This window comes from Ferruginibacter sp. HRS2-29 (assembly GCF_024343615.1).
In the GTDB taxonomy this organism is placed as follows: Bacteria; Bacteroidota; Bacteroidia; order Chitinophagales; family Chitinophagaceae; genus Ferruginibacter.
Window position 1 is genome coordinate 54,143 of the sequence record NZ_RJUB01000162.1, and the last position, 20,725, is coordinate 74,867.

At 42.8% G+C, this 20,725-nt stretch carries 24 protein-coding genes; 16 read left to right on the forward strand and 8 right to left on the reverse strand.

Translation table 11 applies throughout. The features are described 5' to 3' along the window. Nucleotides 1–58: 58 nt before the first annotated feature. From EGI32_RS20350 to EGI32_RS20360, 3 genes are read left to right on the forward strand one after another with little or no spacing between them, the layout of a single operon-like run. Nucleotides 59–1,897 carry a hypothetical protein gene (locus tag EGI32_RS20350; protein ID WP_255157508.1) on the forward strand — a complete coding sequence of 613 codons (1,839 nt, stop codon included), beginning with the start codon at nucleotides 59–61 and terminating at the stop codon, nucleotides 1,895–1,897. A gap of 3 nt (nucleotides 1,898–1,900) precedes the next feature. Continuing rightward, complete coding sequence (locus EGI32_RS20355) at nucleotides 1,901–2,347, forward strand: DUF4268 domain-containing protein (protein ID WP_255157509.1); 447 nt, start codon at nucleotides 1,901–1,903, stop codon at nucleotides 2,345–2,347. Nucleotides 2,348–2,373: 26 nt separating this feature from the next. Next, nucleotides 2,374–3,225: a dienelactone hydrolase family protein gene (locus tag EGI32_RS20360; protein WP_255157510.1), complete on the forward strand. Its 852-nt coding sequence runs from the start codon at nucleotides 2,374–2,376 to the stop codon at nucleotides 3,223–3,225. Nucleotides 3,226–3,494: 269 nt separating this feature from the next. On the opposite strand, the gene EGI32_RS20365 is transcribed toward EGI32_RS20360, so the two are convergent. The 3 genes from EGI32_RS20365 to EGI32_RS20375 all read right to left on the reverse strand — a co-directional run bounded on the left by EGI32_RS20365 (nucleotide 3,495) and on the right by EGI32_RS20375 (nucleotide 5,478). Then, complete coding sequence (locus EGI32_RS20365) at nucleotides 3,495–4,094, reverse strand: hypothetical protein (RefSeq protein WP_255157511.1); 600 nt, start codon at nucleotides 4,092–4,094, stop codon at nucleotides 3,495–3,497. After that, the gene (locus EGI32_RS20370) at nucleotides 4,091–4,999 is read right to left on the reverse strand and encodes a hypothetical protein (RefSeq protein WP_255157512.1); all 909 of its coding nucleotides are present in this window, start codon (nucleotides 4,997–4,999) and stop codon (nucleotides 4,091–4,093) included. Before EGI32_RS20370 ends, EGI32_RS20365 begins: the two co-directional genes overlap by 4 nt. 71 nt (nucleotides 5,000–5,070) lie before the next feature. Then, the gene (locus EGI32_RS20375; protein WP_255157513.1) at nucleotides 5,071–5,478 is read right to left on the reverse strand and encodes a hypothetical protein; all 408 of its coding nucleotides are present in this window, start codon (nucleotides 5,476–5,478) and stop codon (nucleotides 5,071–5,073) included. A gap of 840 nt (nucleotides 5,479–6,318) precedes the next feature. On the opposite strand from EGI32_RS20375, the gene prfB reads away from it, so the two are divergent. The 9 genes from prfB to EGI32_RS20420 all read left to right on the forward strand — a co-directional run bounded on the left by prfB (nucleotide 6,319) and on the right by EGI32_RS20420 (nucleotide 14,856). Beyond that, a protein-coding gene (prfB, locus tag EGI32_RS20380; protein WP_255157514.1) for a peptide chain release factor 2 occupies nucleotides 6,319–7,414 on the forward strand; the annotation gives its coding sequence in 2 pieces (ribosomal slippage) (nucleotides 6,319–6,378 and nucleotides 6,380–7,414; 1,095 coding nt in all). Nucleotides 7,415–7,615: 201 nt separating this feature from the next. Beyond that, nucleotides 7,616–8,143: a hypothetical protein gene (locus EGI32_RS20385; RefSeq protein WP_255157515.1), complete on the forward strand. Its 528-nt coding sequence runs from the start codon at nucleotides 7,616–7,618 to the stop codon at nucleotides 8,141–8,143. A 5-nt stretch (nucleotides 8,144–8,148) separates the two neighbouring features. Then, nucleotides 8,149–9,558: a DHA2 family efflux MFS transporter permease subunit gene (locus EGI32_RS20390; RefSeq protein ID WP_255157516.1), complete on the forward strand. Its 1,410-nt coding sequence runs from the start codon at nucleotides 8,149–8,151 to the stop codon at nucleotides 9,556–9,558. Nucleotides 9,559–9,679: 121 nt separating this feature from the next. After that, complete coding sequence (pruA, locus tag EGI32_RS20395) at nucleotides 9,680–11,314, forward strand: L-glutamate gamma-semialdehyde dehydrogenase (RefSeq protein WP_255157517.1); 1,635 nt, start codon at nucleotides 9,680–9,682, stop codon at nucleotides 11,312–11,314. A 118-nt stretch (nucleotides 11,315–11,432) separates the two neighbouring features. Then, entirely contained in the window at nucleotides 11,433–12,086 is a 654-nt protein-coding gene (locus tag EGI32_RS20400) for a hypothetical protein (RefSeq protein WP_255157518.1), read from the forward strand. A gap of 98 nt (nucleotides 12,087–12,184) precedes the next feature. Then, nucleotides 12,185–12,694 (forward strand): bifunctional pyr operon transcriptional regulator/uracil phosphoribosyltransferase PyrR, encoded by a 510-nt coding sequence (pyrR, locus tag EGI32_RS20405; protein WP_255157519.1) that lies wholly within the window; start codon nucleotides 12,185–12,187, stop codon nucleotides 12,692–12,694. Nucleotides 12,695–12,874: 180 nt separating this feature from the next. After that, entirely contained in the window at nucleotides 12,875–13,804 is a 930-nt protein-coding gene (locus tag EGI32_RS20410) for an aspartate carbamoyltransferase catalytic subunit (RefSeq protein ID WP_255157520.1), read from the forward strand. 115 nt (nucleotides 13,805–13,919) lie between these two features. After that, nucleotides 13,920–14,405, forward strand: a complete 486-nt coding sequence (gene coaD / locus EGI32_RS20415) for a pantetheine-phosphate adenylyltransferase (protein WP_255157521.1) — start codon at nucleotides 13,920–13,922, stop codon at nucleotides 14,403–14,405. Continuing rightward, nucleotides 14,392–14,856: a hotdog fold thioesterase gene (locus EGI32_RS20420; protein WP_255157522.1), complete on the forward strand. Its 465-nt coding sequence runs from the start codon at nucleotides 14,392–14,394 to the stop codon at nucleotides 14,854–14,856. Before coaD ends, EGI32_RS20420 begins: the two co-directional genes overlap by 14 nt. Nucleotides 14,857–14,944: 88 nt before the next feature. Here the strand turns inward: EGI32_RS20420 and EGI32_RS20425 are convergent, their stop codons facing one another. Further along, nucleotides 14,945–15,574 (reverse strand): NUDIX hydrolase, encoded by a 630-nt coding sequence (locus EGI32_RS20425; RefSeq protein ID WP_255157523.1) that lies wholly within the window; start codon nucleotides 15,572–15,574, stop codon nucleotides 14,945–14,947. 171 nt (nucleotides 15,575–15,745) lie between these two features. Here EGI32_RS20425 and pyrE point away from each other — a divergent pair, with 171 nt between their 5' ends. Both pyrE and EGI32_RS20435 read left to right on the forward strand, forming a co-directional pair. Next, a complete protein-coding gene (gene pyrE, locus EGI32_RS20430; protein WP_255157524.1) occupies nucleotides 15,746–16,375 on the forward strand; it encodes an orotate phosphoribosyltransferase in 630 nt (209 codons plus the stop codon). Between the two features lie 31 nt (nucleotides 16,376–16,406). Continuing rightward, a complete protein-coding gene (locus tag EGI32_RS20435) occupies nucleotides 16,407–16,763 on the forward strand; it encodes a heavy-metal-associated domain-containing protein (protein ID WP_255157525.1) in 357 nt (118 codons plus the stop codon). A gap of 262 nt (nucleotides 16,764–17,025) precedes the next feature. Here the strand turns inward: EGI32_RS20435 and EGI32_RS20440 are convergent, their stop codons facing one another. From EGI32_RS20440 to EGI32_RS20450, 3 genes are all read right to left on the reverse strand, one after another. After that, on the reverse strand, nucleotides 17,026–17,484 hold the full coding sequence (locus EGI32_RS20440; protein WP_255157526.1) for an LEA type 2 family protein: 459 nt from the start codon (nucleotides 17,482–17,484) through the stop codon (nucleotides 17,026–17,028). Nucleotides 17,485–17,781: 297 nt separating this feature from the next. Next, entirely contained in the window at nucleotides 17,782–18,165 is a 384-nt protein-coding gene (locus EGI32_RS20445) for a hypothetical protein (RefSeq protein WP_255157527.1), read from the reverse strand. Then, nucleotides 18,165–18,788, reverse strand: a complete 624-nt coding sequence (locus tag EGI32_RS20450) for a hypothetical protein (RefSeq protein WP_255157528.1) — start codon at nucleotides 18,786–18,788, stop codon at nucleotides 18,165–18,167. The genes EGI32_RS20445 and EGI32_RS20450 overlap by 1 nt, the downstream gene beginning before the upstream one ends. A 267-nt stretch (nucleotides 18,789–19,055) precedes the next feature. Between EGI32_RS20450 and EGI32_RS20455 the strand changes: the two genes are divergently transcribed. Beyond that, nucleotides 19,056–19,772: a hypothetical protein gene (locus tag EGI32_RS20455; RefSeq protein ID WP_255157529.1), complete on the forward strand. Its 717-nt coding sequence runs from the start codon at nucleotides 19,056–19,058 to the stop codon at nucleotides 19,770–19,772. Nucleotides 19,773–19,811: 39 nt separating this feature from the next. On the opposite strand, the gene EGI32_RS20460 is transcribed toward EGI32_RS20455, so the two are convergent. Next, nucleotides 19,812–19,970 (reverse strand): hypothetical protein, encoded by a 159-nt coding sequence (locus EGI32_RS20460; protein ID WP_255157530.1) that lies wholly within the window; start codon nucleotides 19,968–19,970, stop codon nucleotides 19,812–19,814. Nucleotides 19,971–20,054: 84 nt separating this feature from the next. Between EGI32_RS20460 and EGI32_RS20465 the strand changes: the two genes are divergently transcribed. Further along, nucleotides 20,055–20,642, forward strand: coding sequence for a hypothetical protein (locus tag EGI32_RS20465; RefSeq protein WP_255157531.1), 588 nt, complete (start codon nucleotides 20,055–20,057; stop codon nucleotides 20,640–20,642). Nucleotides 20,643–20,725 lie beyond the last annotated feature (83 nt).

The following is a 20,725-nucleotide window of genomic DNA, read 5'->3' on the forward strand; positions in this document are numbered from 1 at the left end:
ATCGTATGACTTTGTTAGATAACTTTACACGCACACATTAAAATTTTTTCATAGCCTGATGTATATATCTTATCTGCTGCGTTCGCTGCTGCTTGCCGGTTTATTGTGTAGTTGTATAGGCGTTTCAGCGCAGGTAAACCCCGCAAATGATACTAGCTCAAAGAAAAAAAGACGGCTTATCAGCAGGCTGATGAAAAGCATTTCCCGCAATGGCGAACCTACTGAGCCTGTAAAAACTGTAAATCCATTTCTTAAGCAGGCTGGGAAGACCATCCGTTCCATCACCATCGTTCCGTTAGGTTTCGACCGCAATCTGTATGATACCAGCGTTATCAGGAAAAATTTTGCCACCGATGTCGCCAATGCATTTCATCTCAACAGTTCAACAGACCTCATCCGGAAAAATCTTTTTTTCAGGGAGGGGGATAAAGTATTGCCACTTCTGCTGGCGGATAATGAACGTTTTTTGCGTGAGCAGGAATTCCTGCAGGATGCGCTTATCCGCGTGGGAAGAACCGATAGCACCAGGAATAGTAAAGATTCGATCGATGTAGTGGTATTCACCAAGGATGTATTTTCGCTGGGTGGGGGTGGAAGCCTGAGCAGGGTTGATAAGGCCCGCCTGGAAATACGGGAGGAAAATTTCGCAGGATGGGGCGATAAATTTTCCCTTGGCCTATTATACGATGGCGAGCGGCAACCCAGTATAGGTTATGGCGGAGAAATATTGAAACGGAATATCCGCGGCAGTTTTGTTAACTGGGCAACAGGCTTTACTACTTTCAGCAATGAAATAACGAGCCAGTTGCAGGAAGAGAACCGATTTTACACGATCATCGAACGGCCACTCGTAAGCCGTTATAAGGAATGGACCGGCCGGCTTGAGCTTTCGCTGAATCAGACAGCAAATAATTACTGGGCAGATTCCCCTGCAATTTATAAGTCACGTTATAGTTACAGCTACGTTCAGATGGATCTATGGGGTGGTTACAACTTCGGTGCAAAAGACCGGAAGTCAAAAGATTCCAATAAACGCCTGAGGCATTTCGTGGGGATACGTGGATTTTACAACGATTTCAACCGTGTACCAACCATCTACAAAGATTCTTTTGATTTCAAATACGCCAATATCAACGGCTCGTTGTTGTCTTACACGCTTTACAAACAAAACTTCTACCGCACCAATTTCATTTATGGCTTCGGTAGGAATGAAGACGTACCCGAAGGTATCAGCGCTTCCATCATAGGTGGGTATACCAATAAACAGGGGGTAAGGCGATCTTATTACGGGCTGGATTTTTCAGCGACCCATTTTTCGCCCCGCGGGCATTTTACCAATTATACCTTTCGCTATGGCGGATTTGTAAATAAAAAAACGTTTGAAGATGTCGATCTTTTATTAGGCATCGATCACTTCACCCGGCTACGCCAGATAAGCCCGACCTGGCGCAACAGGAATTTTGTTTCTGTATCCTACACCAAACAGCTGAAGTTGAAACTGAACGAACCTTTGTTCATCTCCAGCGTATTTGGGTTACCTTACTACAGGAATGCGGAAATATTTGCAGATACGAGGGCAACGGTAAAACTGGAATCGGTGTTTTATAACCTATCCAAGATTGCGGGGTTCAGGGTAGCACCTTTTATTTTTTCGGATATTAGTTTTTTAAAACCTATCAAGGCATCTTTTGATAAAACGAAAGGCTATTCCGCATTTGGCGGCGGTTTCAGGACGAGGAATGAAAACCTTATTTTCGGAACGATCGAATTGCGGGGATATATTTTCCCGACCCCGGTTGCCGGTATGCGCAACTGGAAAGTTGACCTGAGCACTAACCTTAGATTTAAATATAACAGCAGCTTTATAAAACGCCCCGATTTTGTGGTGGCTAATTAAAACATGTATACAGCACACGAAGCATCAGAGATACGCCAGCAGTTCTGGACAAGCCTTGGGCAATACCTGGCACCCGTTCCTTCGGCATCCGGTGAAAAAGTAAACTGGATCAATTATAAGACCGGAGTAAAAGGCATCCGTTTCCGGATGGATGCTCAGAATAGGTATTCATTTGTAGCGATAGAGATAAGGGCGGAGGAAGAAAAACGGGCACAGTTTTACGAAGTGTTTCAATCCCTGCGTGACCAGCTACCTGAAAATTACGAATGGATAGAAGAATGTGAAGATGAACATGGAAAATCCCTGAGCCGCATCTATTGCGAGCTCGAAGGCCCTACGTTGTTCAATAAGGCGCACTGGCCCGACCTGATCGCGTTTTTCAAGACGAATATTGTACTTCTTGATGCCTTCTGGGCAGAGAACAAAGACATATTCGATATGATGAGTTAATTTTGACTTTTAAATAAACAATTTTTATGAAACACTTATTCAATACGGCGCTTGCTACAGCATTTGCATTCAGTTTTGCAGCCTGCAATAACAATTCCGCCAAAACATCCGAAGCAGGTAAATCTGCTGACACGGCTAAAACGGTAACAGTCGCGGTCAAAGAAGAACCAGTGGATTATAGCGACGGATCAGTTACGATGAAAGGCTTTGTAGCTTACGATTCAAATTCCACGGCTAAGCGGCCTGTGGTACTCATCATTCCTGAGTGGTGGGGGATAGGCGATTATGTAAAGAACAGGGCAAAACAACTGGCTGAATTGGGGTATATAGCCATGGCCCTGGATTTTTACGGCAATGCGGCGCAAGGAGAAACACCTGAAACAGCCGGTAAATTGGCGGAGCCATTTTACAAAGATCCCCAGCTGGCAAAAAAACGTTTTGATGCCGCATTGGCGAAGATCAAAACATTTGCGCAGGCAGATACTTCAAAGATCGCCGCTATCGGTTATTGCTTCGGTGGTGCACAGGTGCTCAACCTGGCAAGGCTCGGAGAAAACCTTGCGGGTGTTGTCAGCTTTCATGGAAACCTGGTGGGTGTAACGCCTGATAAAAATAAAGTGAAAGCCAAAATATTGGTCTGCCATGGCGAAAACGATCAGTTTGTTCCAAAAGAAGAAGTGGAGAAATTCAAAAAGCAAACAGACAGCGCAGGAGTAGCATATACATTCAAGTCGTACTCCAATGCTACACACGCTTTCACCAATCCTGAAGCCACCGAAAAAGGAAAGAAATTCAAGCTGCCCATCGAATACAACGAAGCTGCTGATAAGGCATCGTGGACGGATATGAAGGTTTTCTTCAGTGAAATCTTTAAATAATTAAGAATGGTGATCGAAGCGGATGGGGATCGCAGATTTTAAAAAGATAAAAGGACTACACAGATTATTTTTCACTGCGTGAAAACCAAAATGCAGTTGATAAGACTTCGGCTTTAATTAATAAGTCACAGTCTTATCAACTGCATTTTGGTTTCCTGCAAAGCAGGAAACAATCTGTGCAATCCCCTTCATCCCTTTGAAATCTGTGATCCCCTTTCGCTCTATTCTCCGCCAGCATTCTTAATTCTTAATTTTTAATTCTTCATTGATCACCTGTATTTTTCCGCGATCGTATAACACACCCTATCCGTTATCTTATGAAACACCTGCCCGTTCAGCTTTCGCAGCCGGCTTGCCCTTCTTCCATCCAGCAACCTGCCTTTTTCATCAAAGGTTTGGGGGCGTTCAAAATAAGCGATGATATAATACTTTGGTGGCGATAACGGATACCGCACCACTACAGGTTTGATGCTGATGAAGATCAGTCTTCGCTCATTATCATTGACGTAATAGTCGAAATTGTTGATCCATGTGCAACTCACTTTTTGCATGCTGCCGATGAGTGCCAGCACACTGTCGGCCTCTAGTCCATATTTATGAAGCGTATCGGAAAGCCTTTTTTCACTTACCTCAAAATCATAGATGTAGGTAAGGCTGTCGGTGATCATTTCCACAGAAACCTTGCTGAGGTCTTTGTTGGTAAACGCAAGGCTGAAAGGCTTTTTACTGTACAGGCGTTTATAATTCTGCTCGATCTTCTGTAGTTCTTCACCATGCTCCTGGTAAAAATTCTTTGATACGATCTTTGCGGAGCAAGACCATAAAAACGCCATCACCGGCAACAACGATATGGTATGATTCAGTTTCATATCAGCTCATTTTTGGTGCAGAAACTGATGCCATAAATGATCTTCTTCAAAACTTTCGGGGTTATCTGTAACAATGTTTTTCCGCCATAATCCCAATAGGTGAGTGTTATGAGGCCATTATCTTCCATCCGGATATTTTCAAGCACCACAAAATGTGTGGGAATGGAAAGTTTCACTTTGTCGTGGTTCTTTTTGTGGATCACGCGGTTGTTGATGTACAATACCATCACACCTTTGCCCAGCCTGTCGTGCAGGTAACGGAAGGTGTTTTTCAACCAGGGATGAAAAAGGTCGCTGCCGACGGCTTTCGTTTTGTAATGGCACATCTTGCGCACCATGCGGTTGAATTTAGCGAAGTTGGTAGCAGCCCAGAAGCGGTCTTCATCGCCAAGATCATAATTTGGATTGAAGATATTCAGGTAACCTTTGAAATGGTCGGCCAGCACGAGGAACCAGATCTGCTCTGCATGGCGGATGTCAAGCACACCTTTGAACCGTAAGGTGCCCGCGGCGGATTTTATTGATTCTGAAGGCGTGAAATTGTTGCCGTTATAAGTCGCTTTGCCGGTCCGGTAAAGCGAGAGCATAAACTGTGCGTACCCCAACGGATCGTCTTTTATAACGAGATAAGACAATGCACCGTAAGCGCAAAAGTTAGTTCCCCGGCCAGGATAAAAACTCAGCGGCTGATGTATATTCAGCTTCAGGTTACTGAGGAACAACGTTGATTTCACATGCGGCCAGTAACCGCTTGGCTCGAGCGTTTTGATGGAATCGATGAAACTGATGGCCTGTTGCTGCGTAGATGTAGATGTTATGACGGTATCCGTACCTGATGCGAGCAGGCGGTTATTTACAAGAAAAAAAATAAAGATCAATAAAAAAATCCTGATGTTGAACTTCAATCCTGTTGGCGTTGGTTATGAATAGATTTTTTGAAAATTAATCTAAAAAACGGCAATAACCGCCATCCTTATTAAAACTTTTTAGCTTCGATCGTTGCCCTTGCCGGCATATCGTCTTTCAGTAAAGTCACATTTTCTTTGAGGTCGGCGCTACCGTTCTCATTCATAGTAGCCACTACTTTTTTTACACGGCTGATGAAAAGCGTGCGTTGTTTTTTGGAGAGTTCTTTCAGGGTGAAAGCCAGTTTATATTCGCCTTCGCGGCCATACGGGCCGATGCGGTCTGCTGAAATGGACTTGATCTTATTGGCCTTCCTGAATTTTGCGATATAATCAGTCAGTGGTTTGCTGCTCGGTACGCCGGAAGCGAAGCTGTGGAAAGAAACGACCATCTTGTAGTTGCGGGCAGAATCGGATTGTGCAAAAGCGCCTGAGAATAATAAACCGGTGACAGCGAGTAAAAATAGCTTCTTTAACATGATTGTTTTTTCTTTTAAGAGTGTTCTTTTTTGTAAATGTTTAATCCAATGGCAGATCAGGAGGCAAAACTATCCATTTAAAGGCTAAATGAATGGTTAAAAGCATTTTTGATACCTTTTATATATATCAAATTACACTCCGGAAGGAAAAAAATGCCTTTCGTTTGTCCATTTCTACCATTCGCTAACTGTATTATTAATGTAAAAATTACCGGATGCATCTTTACATTATCAAACAGCGGTACAACAGCAAGCAACGGAAAAAGCTTTTGATGCGTCTTTGGAATAAACAGATCTGTATAAAAATATTTTAAGACAGGAAGTAAACGATCCTGGCTTATAAACTCGGTTTTTCATAGGATATTGAATTTAAAACGGGGTTGGATTTCTATCTAAGCCCCCTTATTTTTTCTTAAGAACTTATAAAACTGACCGCTTGTAGGATAAAAACCGCCGTTTGTAGGATACGGTTGGCAGGGACAAAAAAGAAATGCATTTTTACAAGGTGGATATGAGGAAAGGACAGAGAGGGTTAAAACATAACACAACGAACACAAAAATATTGAGACAGGAATTAAACTCCCCTGGCTTATAAACTCGGTTTTTCATAGGATATTGAATTTAAACGGGGCTGGATTTTTATCCTGGCCCCTTTTTTTTCGCATGAATTACTGACGACTGACCACTGACCACAGACCATCGACGATTTTCAGCGGATGACCACAGGCTTTATAGAACTGTTGGGTTAATTATCTTCTTCGCGAATTCGTAGAATTTGTGTAATTCGTCCGGCACGGGCGGAAATTCGTGTAATTCATCTAATTACCCTAATTTTGCCGCATGACAATAGAATTACTTAAAGATATGAGAGACCGTTTGGTGGTTTTGAGGAGGTTTCTTTGACGTCGCTAACCGCGAATCCAAAATCAACAACGACAAACAATTATCACTCTCTCCCGGCTTCTGGGACGATAATGCCCGTGCCACCTCCATTTTAAAAGAGATCAATGCCAATGAGTATTGGGTCAACATGTACCATCGTGTATCTACCCTGGTAGAAGACTTTGCCGTGCTTTTTGAGTTCTGGAAAGAAGGCGAGGCTACCGAGGAGGAGGCACGACAGGCTTTTGATGCCGCCAATGCCGCCATTGAAGATGCGGAATTCAAAAGTACCCTCAACGATCCTTCCGATGCGCTTCCTGCCGTGGTGCAGATCAACAGCGGTGCCGGTGGTACCGAAAGCCAGGATTGGGCAGAGATCCTGCTGCGCATGTACCGCATGTATGGCGAAAAGCAGGGCTGGAAACTCACCGAAGTGGATTACCAGGAAGGCGATGGCGCCGGTATAAAAAGCGCTACCATCGAGTTTGAAGGACCATTTGCCTACGGTTTTCTTAAAGCCGAAAGTGGTGTGCACCGCCTGGTACGTATTTCGCCATTCGACAGCAACGCCCGCAGGCATACTTCTTTCGCCAGTGTATATGTGTATCCGCTCATCGATGATACGATCGAGATCGAGATCAACCCGGCTGACGTGAAAATGGAAACCTCGCGAAGCGGTGGCGCCGGCGGACAGAATGTGAATAAAGTAGAAACCAAAGTGCAGCTCACGCATATTCCTACAGGCATAGTAGTGGTTTGTCAGCAGGATCGCAGCCAGCTAGGCAACCGCGAGCTCGCCATGCAGATGCTCAAAAGCCGCCTGTACGAAATAGAACTTCAAAAACGCAATGCACTGAAAGATGCCGCCAACAGCAGCAAGAAAAAGATAGAGTGGGGAAGCCAGATACGATCATACGTTTTTCATCCTTATAAAATGATCAAGGACCACCGTACCGATTACGAAGTGGGCAATGTTGGCCCGGTAATGGATGGCGAACTCGATGGTTTCATAAAAGCATACCTGATGAGTGAGAAAGATTCGGAGGCAAATTAAAAAAGTTTCTGGTTGTTTGATCGTTTGCGTAGAACTCTGCGAAACCTTTGCGTTCTCTGGCTCTCTGCGGTATAGGAAACGTCGCGTGACCGCAGAGAACGAGAGTTAAAAGAGTTTTCGCAGAGAGAATAGGCTGAGCTTCGCGAACGATGAATGAACCCGCCACTCGTCACCTGCAACCAACTAATAAAAGATCCATTTATGAAATATTGCCTCATTATACTATCAGCCTCTGTTTTGTTTTCCTGTAATTCAGGAAGTGAAAAAAACACTACTGCCATATCGGATACTGCAAATGTACAATCTCCAGCTGCGGCGGATAACGCAGGTTATTCTGCTCCGCAAAACGGTTCATTGGCCGTCACACCTTTTGAAATGAAAGACGACAGCGTATTTGTAGATGGCTCAGTGCCCGCCAGTTGGGAAAACGCGGGTTTTACCGATGTAAAAGCATTCAAGCTTTTTTTGAAACAGGCACAGCTTTGGATCATGGATAACGACAAGCAAAAACTGGCTTCAATTGTACGTTATCCCTTAAAGAATATCAAAACTCCTGAAGAACTGGTAGAAAAATACGACGCGGTTTTTACCAAGGATGTAAAACTTTCTTTCGCCACGATCAACTTCAATCAGATCTTCCGCAACCAGCAGGGTGCCAGCACGGAAGGTGGCAAAGTCTGGTTTGCGCAGCAGGGAAAAGATTTTAAGATCATCGCCGTTAATTACTGAGCTTATTGAAGAAAAACACCTGGATACTGATCACCCTTATGTTGGGCACAATGATGGCCGCACTCGACAGCAGCATTGTTAATGTGTCCTTGCCCGTCATCCGTAACGAATTCCGGGAATCACTTTCAAATATCGAATGGGTCGTTACGGCATACATGATCTGTTTCTGTCTCTTCATTCCGCTTACCAACTGGCTCAAGCTCCGCATCGGTTATTACAACCTTTTTCTTTTCAGCGTGATCATGTTCACATCGGGCTCCCTGCTTTGCAGCCTTTCGCAAAGCCTGCCCATGCTTGTTACAGCCAGGGTGATACAAGCCACCGGCGGAGCCCTGATCTCTCCGGTTTCTCTTGCCATACTCAGCGAAAATTATCCACCCGAAAAACGAGGCAGCGCCATCGGCTGGTGGGGTATCGGAAACGTAATGGGGCCTGCACTGGGGCCTACTTTGGGCGGACTGCTCACCAACCTGCTGGGATGGCAATCCATTTTTTACATCAATATCCCGCTGGGAATACTCACCATTTTTCTTACCATACGTCATTTAGGGTTTCTAAAAGCGCAACCAGTTTCAAATACGAAATTCGACCTGGCAGGATATTTCTTTTTCGCCGTATTTATCCTGTCGTTACAATATATGGTCACCGCCATTTCCAGCTTTGGTATTTCCTGGCAACTGGCTGCAGGAGTGGCCGGCACAGGCATATTCCTGTTCCTGTTTCTCCGGTCGTCCACCAGGACGTTTCCATTACTGGACCTTACCGTTTTCAAATCCCGGGTTTTCCGCAAATCGGCCATCATCGTGGTCATTCGTTCGCTGGCATTGTACGGCGGATTATTCTTTCTGCCCTTTTTATTACAGGGGGTGATGGGGTTCACTTCGCTGGAATCCGGGCTCATATTGCTGCCCAATGCGCTGATGATGCTTTTCACCCGCCCGCTGGCGGGAAAACTGGCCGATAAAGGCATGGTGCGGAATGTGTCCATCACCGGGATCATTATCGTAGCGGCATCTTTTGTGCTGTTTGCTTTTGTAGAAAAAGGGGTTCCGCTCTGGTTCATCATACTGCCGATGGTCATACGTGGATTGGGGATGAGCCTGCTGGTGGCGCCGGTTTCCACGGCATTGCTCAATTCGGTTACCGCGGCGCAAACCAGCACTTCCACAGCCATCAACAGCCTGCTGCAGCAGATCGGTGGTTCCATCGGTATCGCATTGAGCGGCGTGATCCATACTTTTATCAATGATCATTATATCAGTAAACAGCATACTGCGGAAGTGGCCGAACATTTTGCTTTGCAGGATGGATTTTTCATTTCCGCTTTCATCATTGCTTTGGCGATCATCCCGGCGTTGGGATTGCCGGAGAAACAGGCGGTCAAAAATGCCGTGAGAACTTCAGTAGCAAATTGAGATCAGAGATTAGGGATTAGACTTTGGATGGAATAAGTTTGAACCTAAATCCTGGTCTCTGATCACTAAACCCTAATCTCTAATCTCTAATCCTTATTTTTGCCATCTAAAAATTACCATTATGCAATACGGAGATTTTTATTACCCGATGCCGGTCAATGAGCCTGTTCTTAACTACGCTCCCGGTAGTAAGGAAAAATTAGCCCTTAAAGCGGCATTGAAAGAATTGAAAAGCACCAAAACGGACGTTCCGATGTACATCGGCTCGGAACAAGTTCGCACCGGAAATACAGTAGAAATCCGTCCGCCGCACGAGCGTAAACATGTGCTGGGACAATTTCACCTGGGTGAAGCAAAACACGTGACCAAAGCCATCAACGCCGCATTGAAAGTGAAAGATAAATGGGCGAACATGAGCTGGGAAAACCGTGCAAATATATTCCTGAAAGCTGCCGATCTGCTGGCAACCAAGTACCGGCCTTACATCAATGGAACAACGATGCTCGGGCAAAGCAAGAATGCATACCAGGCTGAGATCGATGCTGCCTGCGAGCTCATCGATTTCCTGCGTTTCAACGTGCACTTCCTGAGTGATATCTATCGCCAGCAGCCTATCAGCGGCGCGGGTATGTACAACCGCCTGGAATACCGTCCGCTCGAAGGGTTCGTATTCGCATTGACCCCCTTCAATTTTACGGCTATAGGCGGAAACCTGCCTACCAGCGCCGCCATGTGCGGCAATGTGGTGATCTGGAAATGCGCCAATACACAGGTATACAGCGCACAGCTTTTCATGAAAGTATTAAAGGAAGCGGGTTTGCCGGATGGCGTCATCAACCTCGTATTCATCGACGGGCCAACGATCGGCGAAGTCATTTTCAATCACCCCGATTTTGCCGGGATACATTTTACCGGAAGCACCGGCGTATTCAATGGCATGTGGGCTACCATCGGGAAGAATATGAATACTTACAAAACTTATCCGAGGATCGTTGGCGAAACCGGCGGTAAAGATTTTGTGATCGCTCACAGATCGGCCAATCCCGATGTAGTGGTGACCGCACTTGCCCGTGGTGCTTTTGAGTACCAGGGACAAAAATGTTCTGCGGCTTCAAGGGCGTATATCCCTTCCAATATCGCAGCAGAAGTGAAGAAAAAACTGGTAGAGCAGGTGAAGACCATGAAAATGGGAACGGTGGAAGATTTTACCAACTTTATCAACGCGGTGATCGATGAAAAGAGTTTTGATAAACTGGAAGGATACATCAAAAATTCACGCAAGCGTGATAGCGGCGCCAAAATATGGGTAGGGGGAAAATGCGATAAGACCGAAGGTTATTTCATCGAACCAACCATCATCGAAGCCAGCGATCCGCATTATGTAACGATGTGTGATGAACTGTTTGGCCCGGTACTGACTGTTTACATTTATGATGAAAACAAATTTGAAGAAACCCTGAAGCTGGTAGACACCACTTCTTCTTATGCACTTACCGGTGCGGTGATAGCACAGGACCGCTTTGCGGTGGAACTGGCTACCAACAGGCTACGCAACAGCGCCGGTAATTTTTACATCAACGATAAGCCAACGGGTGCAGTAGTAGGGCAGCAACCATTCGGCGGTGCCCGTGCCAGCGGTACAAACGACAAGGCCGGCAGCCAGCTGAACCTTTATCGTTGGTTGAGTGCAAGGACAATTAAAGAAACATTCAATCCGCCAACGGAATATGGTTATCCGTTCATGCAGGAAAAGTAAGGGTAAATAAGGAATGAAAAATAAGGAATAAGGAAGTTGGATATCTCATGATGACACTTTTTTTATTCCTTATTTTATGTTTCTTATTATTTATAAAAAAAACGTAACCATTGCCTATATGAAGATGTTATTGCTTTTAGTATCGCTTTTTTATCTCAATGATGCAAGTGCTCAATCATCCATCAATATAGATTATGTAAGTATCGCTACAGTTCCATCGGATTCTGTGATCACCGAAGTATTTAAAGACCGTTTTCCGCCGTATATCCGAATGGTGATCAACGATTCATTTTCGCTTTCCTTTTTTTTATCTCACATTGAAAAAAAAGTCTACCGGAAAGCCATTATCGGCGATAAGCTGATCCATCATGCCGAATTCTCAAATTACATCACCGGCGAAACATTTTCTGAAAGTGACTGGCCGAAAAATAAACGATATCTCATCCGTTACGATTCTTCCCGCATAAATAAATGGGAAATGATGGCCGGGGAGAAAATGATCCTTAATTACAGGTGTAAAGCGGTAACATCTGTCAATAAGAATAATACAACAACCATCGTCTGGTATACAACTGAAATGAAGTTCAAACGGGGAGATCTGTTTTATCCTGGAGTTCCGGGTGTTGTACTTGAAGTGTACGATTATGGATGGAACGGGACCGGTCAGTATATCCGGGCAATCTCTGCCAAAGAGAGTGGGCAGGTACTGGTAGCTCCGAAACATACAAAAATTGTAACATTTGAAGAAATAGGGATAAGAAATAAGAAATAAGAAATGTTTAATAAGGAATAAGGAAGCAGGGCATCTTACAGGATGCACTTTCTTATTCCTTATTTTATATTTCTTATTCCTTATTTTCGTGTTTACAAATGAAAACGATCTTAGATAAGCAACAACTTCAGTTAACCATTCTCCGGCTGGCGCACCAGTTGCTGGAAAACAACGACGATCTTTCCCAGGTGGTCTTCCTGGGTATTCAGCCAAGGGGTGTGCAGGTGAGCCAGCGGATCGCGACTCATATACAACTGCTCAGTAAAAATACAGAAGTGCAATACGGCGTGCTCGATATCACTTTTTACCGCGATGATGTGCGTGATGAATTGCATGTAGCCGGCAAGACCGATATTAATTTTTCCATTGAAGGGAAACGCGTGGTGCTGATCGACGATGTATTGTACACGGGCCGTACCATCAGGGCCGCATTGGACGCACTACAGGATTTTGGCCGGCCAAGTAAAGTTGAACTTGCCGTGCTGGTCGACAGGCGCTTCAACCGCGAATTACCCATCCAACCCGATTTTTGCGGCATCGCCATCGATACGGTGGCTTCGCAAAAAGTAAAGCTGGAGTGGGACAAGGAGGAAGTTGTTCTTTATTAAATTACGAATTATCAATTACGAATTATCAATTACGAATTACGAATTACGAATTTTTTCATACTATCTTGGAATATTATTTACCGATCAGAAGATGGAATTGAGTAGAAAAAAGAAGCCAATAACAAAATTCGTAATTCGTAATTCGTAATTCTTAATTATTTGCCCTAGTTTTGTTCCTTAATGCAACTATCCACAAAACATTTACTCGGCATTAAAGACCTTTCCCCGAAAGACATTTCCCTTATTTTATCTACCGCTCAGCAATTCAAGGAAGTATTACAACGTCCTGTGAAGAAGGTTCCATCGTTACGGGATGTCACCATCGTCAATCTTTTTTATGAAAATTCCACGCGTACACGCATCTCTTTTGAGCTGGCGGAAAAGCGGTTGGGAGCCGATACGATCAATTTTGCGGCTTCCGCTTCTTCTGTAAAAAAGGGCGAGACATTGCTCGATACCGTCAACAATATCCTCAGTATGAAAGTGGATATGGTGGTGATGCGGCATAGCGCCAGCGGCGCCCCCCATTTCCTGGCGAAACACCTGCCCAACACCGGCATCGTGAACGCAGGCGACGGCATCAATGAACATCCTACCCAGGCTTTGCTGGACGCATTTTCCATTACAGAAAAAACCGGTGGACTTGAAGGAAAAAAGATATTGCTTATCGGGGATATCATGCACTCACGGGTTGCGCTCAGCAATATTTACCTGCTGAATAAAATGGGCGCCGAAGTGATGCTTTCCGGTCCGCCGACACTTATACCACCTTATATCAAAGAAGCGATGGGCGTGCAGGTAGAATACGATCTTAAAAAAGCCCTCAAATGGTGCGATGTAGCCAACGTATTGCGCATACAGCTTGAAAGGCAGAACCAGGTATTGTTTTCTTCCCTTCGGGAATACAATCTTTCTTACGGGGTAACAAAAAAACTGCTGCAGGAAGTGGATAAGGATATTGTGATCATGCACCCGGGGCCAATCAACCGTGGGGTGGAAATAGACAGTGATGTGGCGGATGGCAACCAATCGATCATATTGCAGCAGGTGGAAAACGGGGTGGCAGTGAGGATGGCAGCGTTGTATCTGCTGGCGGGAACAGCGAATTAATGGATAACGGGACAATGGATAATGGATAAATCCTTTAACTTGTATAATATTCAGATATTCGGATAACATTTAAACCGAAAACATTATCCATTATCAATTATAAAATTATCCATTCATGAGAATCTGTCTCTTTCCCGGAACCTTCGATCCCGTAACGCTGGGCCACATCGATATCATCAACAGGGCGCTTCCTTTATTTGATAAAGTGATCATCGGCATCGGCCGCAATGTAAACAAGCAACCGATGTTCAGCGAACAGCAAAGGCTGCAATGGCTCAAAGATATTTACCGCAATAACAACAAGGTGCAGGCGGTGGTTTACGAAGGGCTTACTGTTGATTGCTGCAAAGAATACAATGCCAATTTCATCCTCCGCGGCATCCGTTATGTGAATGATTTCGAATACGAAAAAGCCATCGCCGATATGAACCGCAGCCTTGCAGAACACATCGAAACGATCTTCCTTACCTGCCTGCCGCAATACACTTCCGTAGCAAGTACGCTGGTACGCGATGTGCTCAAGAATGGCGGCGATGTAGCGCAGTTTTTACCAGAAGAAGTGAATCACTCTATTTTTAAAGACAAGAATGGCGCAGAATAATAATGAGCCGATCTGGTTCAATAAACAACTCTCTACAAAAGATCTTTCTGGCGTTACACCCGATACCATGGGGCAGCACCTGGGCATGGAATTCGTGGATATCGGCGTGGATTTTTTAAAGATGCGCATGCCGGTCGATCAGCGTACCCATCAGCCTTACGGTTTATTACATGGCGGCGCCAGTTGCGCCCTCGCCGAAACCGTCGGCAGCGTAGCCTCTTTTTTGGTGATCGATACCTCAAAATTCATCTGTGTAGGATTGGAAATAAATGCCAATCACCTGCGGGGCATCCGCACAGGATTTGTTACCGCAACGGCCACACCTTTACATCTTGGCGGTACCACGCATGTGTGGGATATCAAAATTCAGGATGAGGAAGAAAAACTGGTTTGTGTAAGCAGGCTTACGGTGGCGATTTTGGTGAAAAAGTCAATAGTCAATAGTCAATAGTGAAACCTTCAACGTTCATACTGCCTGGCAGTTCTGTAAAAACTGCAGTTCAATTCGTGTAATCCGTAATAATTCGTGTAATTGGTGCTTATGGGGCATCAAAAAAACAATGCATAATATCCTTTATCGATGCATAGGTAGTTTCCATCGGTGTCTTGATATCCTTCGTTTTGATCCATTTTATTAACGTGATGTTTTCTTCCAGCTGGGGTTGCAGTTTCTGATGGCTGTCGCTGGTGAAGTAAAACCAATGCGTGGTTTTCAGGTAATGTTTGCCGTAGGCATTATAAGTATGGTAGGTTTCGCCGATCTTTTTCTTCAGTATGATGTCTTTCAACCCGGTTTCTTCTTCAATTTCCCGGGCAGCAGCTACCTCGATCTCTTCGTTTTCCTCCACTTTCCCTTTAGGCAGGTCCCATTTGTCAAGGCGGTAAATGAACAACAATTCTTTTTTATCATTCTGCACAATCCCGCCTGCAGCTTCTATAGTGGTGAAATGTTTGAAAAAGCTTTTCCTCAGCTTTTCCAGGTCATCGCTTAAGATCACACCGGCATGAAAATCTTCTTTTTTGATCTCATGCAGCAGCGAATTGATGGCCGGTGTGGAAAATTCATCGATAAACACCGCATCAGGATGATGAAGGATCTCTTTCAATTCTTCGCTCAGTTCGTCACACAGGTAAACCGGCTTTTCATCGAAATAGATCTTTAACTGCATGGGAGAAGTTTTTGTAAAAATAATACTAATGGATAATAGTATAATGGACAATGGACAATGTTTTCAAAATGAAAATTGTAATGAGTGGTTAGCAATTATAATCCTGACCTTCGTAAAACAATTTATCCATTATCCATTATACTATTATCCATTATAAACTATTTTTGCCGCATGACAAACGAAACTGTTGTAGCCGAAAAATTATTACAGGTAAATGCCGTAAAATTGAGCCCGGATACCCCTTATACCTGGGCGAGTGGCTGGAAAAGCCCTATCTATTGCGATAACAGGAAAGTGCTTTCCCATCCTTACGAGCGTGATTTCATCAAAAGCGAACTTTGCAGCGTAATTTTCGAGCAGTTTCCGGAGGTGGATGCTCTTGCCGGCGTGGCCACGGCCGGTATCGCCTGGGGCGCCATGGCGGCGGATCAGTTGAAATACCCTTACATGTATGTGCGCCCAAAGCCTAAAGAGCATGGGATGGGCAACCAGATAGAGGGGGATTTTACCGCGGGACAACGCATCCTGGTGATCGAAGACCTTATTTCTACCGGGAAAAGCAGCCTGCAGGTATGTGAAGTATTACGTAATGCAGGGATGGAAGTGGCCGGAATGGTCTCCATATTTAACTATGGTTTTCCGCAGGCGGTCAGCGCTTTTGAAGCCGCGGGGGTGCGTTTTCATTCGCTCACCAACTACGAAATACTCATCGAACTGGCCGTGAAGAAGGGCATCGTTTCGGCAGAGCAGTTAAATACATTGTTAAACTGGCGCAACAATCCTTCAGAATGGGGCAGATAAAATATCTTTATAAAAAATAACCTATATAAATATGAAAAAGTTTCAAATGACCATTTTCGCGCTGCTCGGACTGCTCATGGTGTCTTTTGCGCAGCAAAAAGCGGTGCAGAAAGCGGTAATTAAGACGCCTACGGTGCAATGCGACATGTGTAAGGACAAGATTGAAAAATACCTTTTCCGCACAGAAGGGGTGACGGCCGCCAAAGTGGATGTAAAGAAAAAGACTACCACAGTGACTTACATTACGGATCGTACCAACGTTGAAAACATCAAAGCAGCCATTGCAAATGCAGGGTTTGATGCAGATGATGTTGCTGCGGAAGAAGCCGCTTACAAGAAATTACCTAAATGTTGCCAGAAACCGGAAGAGGTGAAGGCTAACAAATAAGGAATAAGAAAGGTAAAATAAGGATAAGAAAGTGGGAGCTTTGAACGGTTTAGGCTGGTTTGAAGCTCCCCATTTCATTTAAATAAGGAATAAGAAAAGTAGAATAAGGAATACAAAAGTGGGGAGTTTTGAACGGTTGCTGAACCGTATCAAAACTCCCCACTTTTGTATTCAGCAGGTTCAGGAGGGTGGAACTGCTACGGAATTTACTTTCTTATTTCTTATTTTATCTTCCTTATTTCAAATTTATCTTCCTTATTTTCTATTTAAAAAGAGAAAAATTCTGCCTCGTGGTGTAATCCACATTAAAACTTTTGTACACTCCGGCCTTCCCGATCTTCACTTTTCCCAACAAACGTACCCCGATCTCTTTGCTGAAAAGACTGTTCAAACCATTTTTCAGCAGGTTTTTCATGTCCAGATCCACCTGTAGCGGAAGGGTAAAAACATTCCTGCGGGGGATGGCTACCTGGATATTCTGGCTCGAATGGCCAAGAAAACTGCTATCCACATAAAGGTCGAGATCGGTGCGATTAAGCTCCAAACCGAAATTATTCGGGTTGTAATAAACCAGGTCGACCTTCAGGATGGCCTTCGAAAAACTCAGGTTCTCGATGGTAAGGTTTTTAAATTCTCGGAATTCGAGGTCCTTTGGCTCACGACAGGATGTCATAAAAAGGATAGTGAGAACGATGAGGGAGAGATAGGTGAGTAGCTTCATTTTACCTTGGTTATTTTCTATTGCAATATAGGCAAGAGGAGTGAACTGTGAAAAATTCAGGCGACTATATACTTGTTGACACAAGGTAATTAACATTCAATTGATTAATGATTTTTGGTATTATAGGGATTTGCGATTTGTTTTAGGGAAAGTGAGGAGGAAGAAATGGAAATTTAGCCGGGAAGAAAAAAGGCGGCGGGGATGTGATATTTTACTTTAGATAAGATTATTATTGGGTATTTAAGGGAATAAAAAAAGCACCTATTTATCGATGCTTATAATTCTTTAATTTTCCTATTACCCAGCTATCATTTTATGTAGGGATTCGGTTATACCATTAATTATCGGTGCAGACTTTTTGTTTTCTTCTGTCGAAACAATTTCGTCAACTGTAAAATACAAATCCCTTAGGATGTTATACTCTTCCGTTTCATCAGAACTATCGCATCTTACTATTTCGTCTACCAGTTTTCCCTCTCCTGTAAATATTGAAAAATTCAAACATGGAATTTCTTTATCTTCCTCTTGGGCGAAATATTTATCCAGAAGCATTTTGCTATTATCTGGGGTAAGGGAAAAATATAGGTAACTATTGGTTAATTCCCTTTGCCAAGATAATTTATTCGCTTTTGTAGCATCTAGCAATACGGATAATAGGCTTTTATAATCGGGAGTACTCATTATATAGTTATTTTACTTTCACAATTTGATAATTCAGTAATTAGCTGATTAATGTCAGAACTTATACTTTGGCGCTGAAATTTTTTATATGATTTTTCAGTATCAATTTTCTGTAATCTCTGTAAAATTGCTTGATGTAAAGTTAGCGAATTAGTACAGTCTATTAGATTGTTGCCTGTTAAATTATCTTGTTGGATTTTTATAGATGATATGGTTGTTTCTGTCTTGTAAAAAGTAGATATACAGTCACTTAAAAGCTGGTCATCTATCAAAGGATGCCTTAAAATCTTGTCCCTGATAGTCATCAGATCCGCTTTTATTCCTGCAAGAGTACTGAGTGTCATCTTTTTAAAAGTGTTGGTTTCCGTTTGAGCTATAGTTTCTTTTTGGAAATCTTTACGACTTTTTAAGGCTGCAAGCTGATATATGGTTAGTAATAATGCAATAATCGTAAAAAGCCCGCATACCGTATTAAAGAAATTAATTTCTAAAGTGCCGAAGTGAACATATATGTCTTCATCAAACCATTTCCAAAGTAATAAAGAAAGCACTATGCTAGTTACTGCTATAACTAATAACTGTATAGAAAACTTAACCCAGGTACGGCGTAAAAAAGGGATCATCAATAAATATAAATAGTTTTTTTATATCTTACAAGTGTAAAACATATTAGCGTTTAGCTTCTTCTTGCTTTTTCAAAACTTGGCAGTTAAAAAATAAGCAGTACAGGAAGACAATAATAAACGCCTACGCTAAAAAGCGTGGGCTATTTATTTTGTCCCATTGTGCTGTAAGGTCTGCCAAGTACCTGAAAAAGCGATGTGGCTGATAAGTCCCACGCTTTTTTTATTCGACCTGCCTATAGGGATACAAGCAGACTATCTGTTCTTATGAGAGTACAAATAACGTTGGCTGTTATAATTGTTTTAAGTTTTCTTCTTGCTTTATGGGGAGGTAAGAAAAGAATTGGAGTATGGTATTCGCTTTTGATAAGCCTTTTTTTATCTCCCCTGGTTGCTGCTGTTTTAATATCAATCAGCCCGTCTTTAAAAAGTTACAAAGCGTATTTGCCAAATAGTGAGGGAAATCGTGTACTAGGGATTATTTGTTACGTGATCGCAGGGTTCATTACTGTTGCAATAGGCTATTCGTATTGGCGTTCATATGATAATGAAATTTTAAAGGAGAACTTAAACGTATGGCCTTCAATTGCAGTTGCATTAGGGTTTTATATTTTGGGTGATTATCTGTGTAGAATGCCGTTACCTGAAGGAGAACCTGTATCGAAACCTATTATACAAGAACCAATAAAAGAAATATTAGAAAAGCCCAGAAGAATAGATTATCAACCGGGAGGCAAGTATAATTCAGAAACAAAAAGCGTTGAAGTTAAGAGGTGGAATTTTAAATATTTAAAATCTGCATTAGCCGTTCTTCTTATAGTACTTCTAATTACAAACCCAGGCGTAAAACGATTTAAAGACTTTAGCGGAGATAGCAGCTATTCAGATTTTAAACGTACTCAGAATTGGTTTTTATTTTCAATTTATGAAGATTACGATCATACTGAATACATAGGAATTCTTTTTAATTCCTTTAAAACTTGATTCCATGAAAATTTAGGGATATGAGCCAGTTGAGTGTAATTAATTTTTTGAATCCTTGTCCTTTTTTACTAGCTTTTTCGGCAATGGTGTAGAGAGTGCTTTTTTCATAGCATTTGTAAAAGACATGGCAAGTCTAACGTTTTGCTGTGAATTTCTTGGATTTTCACCATTTGGAGCTGTATTCTTACTGTTAGCCATGATTGTAAATTTAAGGATATTCCTTGTACTTTACGGAGTATATGGTTATCATTGTTGATAGGTTGTTTCCAAAACTATCAACGTATGATCCCAAAAGCTATTACACAGTCTGAATTTGATGAATTTATCGATGGATTGTTACGAATGACTGGCGAAACCTCTCGTAATAGAATTGATTTAGTTAAAATCATAGCTGAATTTTCCGACACAAAAGACCTGGGTTGGACAAAACGACAACAGGGAGTTTTCAAAGAACGTATCTATGCTACGAAATTATTCAGGAGGTTTTTTAATGAAGGATTACCTGCTTTGACAGACGAGATATTTCTAAGTGACGAAGGGATTAAAGTTTTAGAAGAATATGATATGTATAAACAATATAGGAAGCAAATTGAATGGAAGGGGCGGAAGAAAAAATGGGCTGGAGTATTCCCTCATTTATTCAGAAGGGGGCGCAGGATTTTGGAATCTGGCTCATATTTGATAACTATCATTTTAGGAATAATAACAATATCGACCCTAGTAATAGGATCACACGAATTAACACAATTAAACCGGCGAGTAAAATTGTTGGAAGACAAAGCCAATGCAGTTCGGGTAAAACAGAATCCGATACTAGACACGCCCAAAGTAAAACCACATCCCGAACCAGTAAAAGGAACATCTCAATAATTTCTATTTTTTCTTCTTCTTTTTCCATTTTCGTTTAATTTTTAAGTTTGGTTTTGGATATAACAGTTTCCAGTATTCAGGGA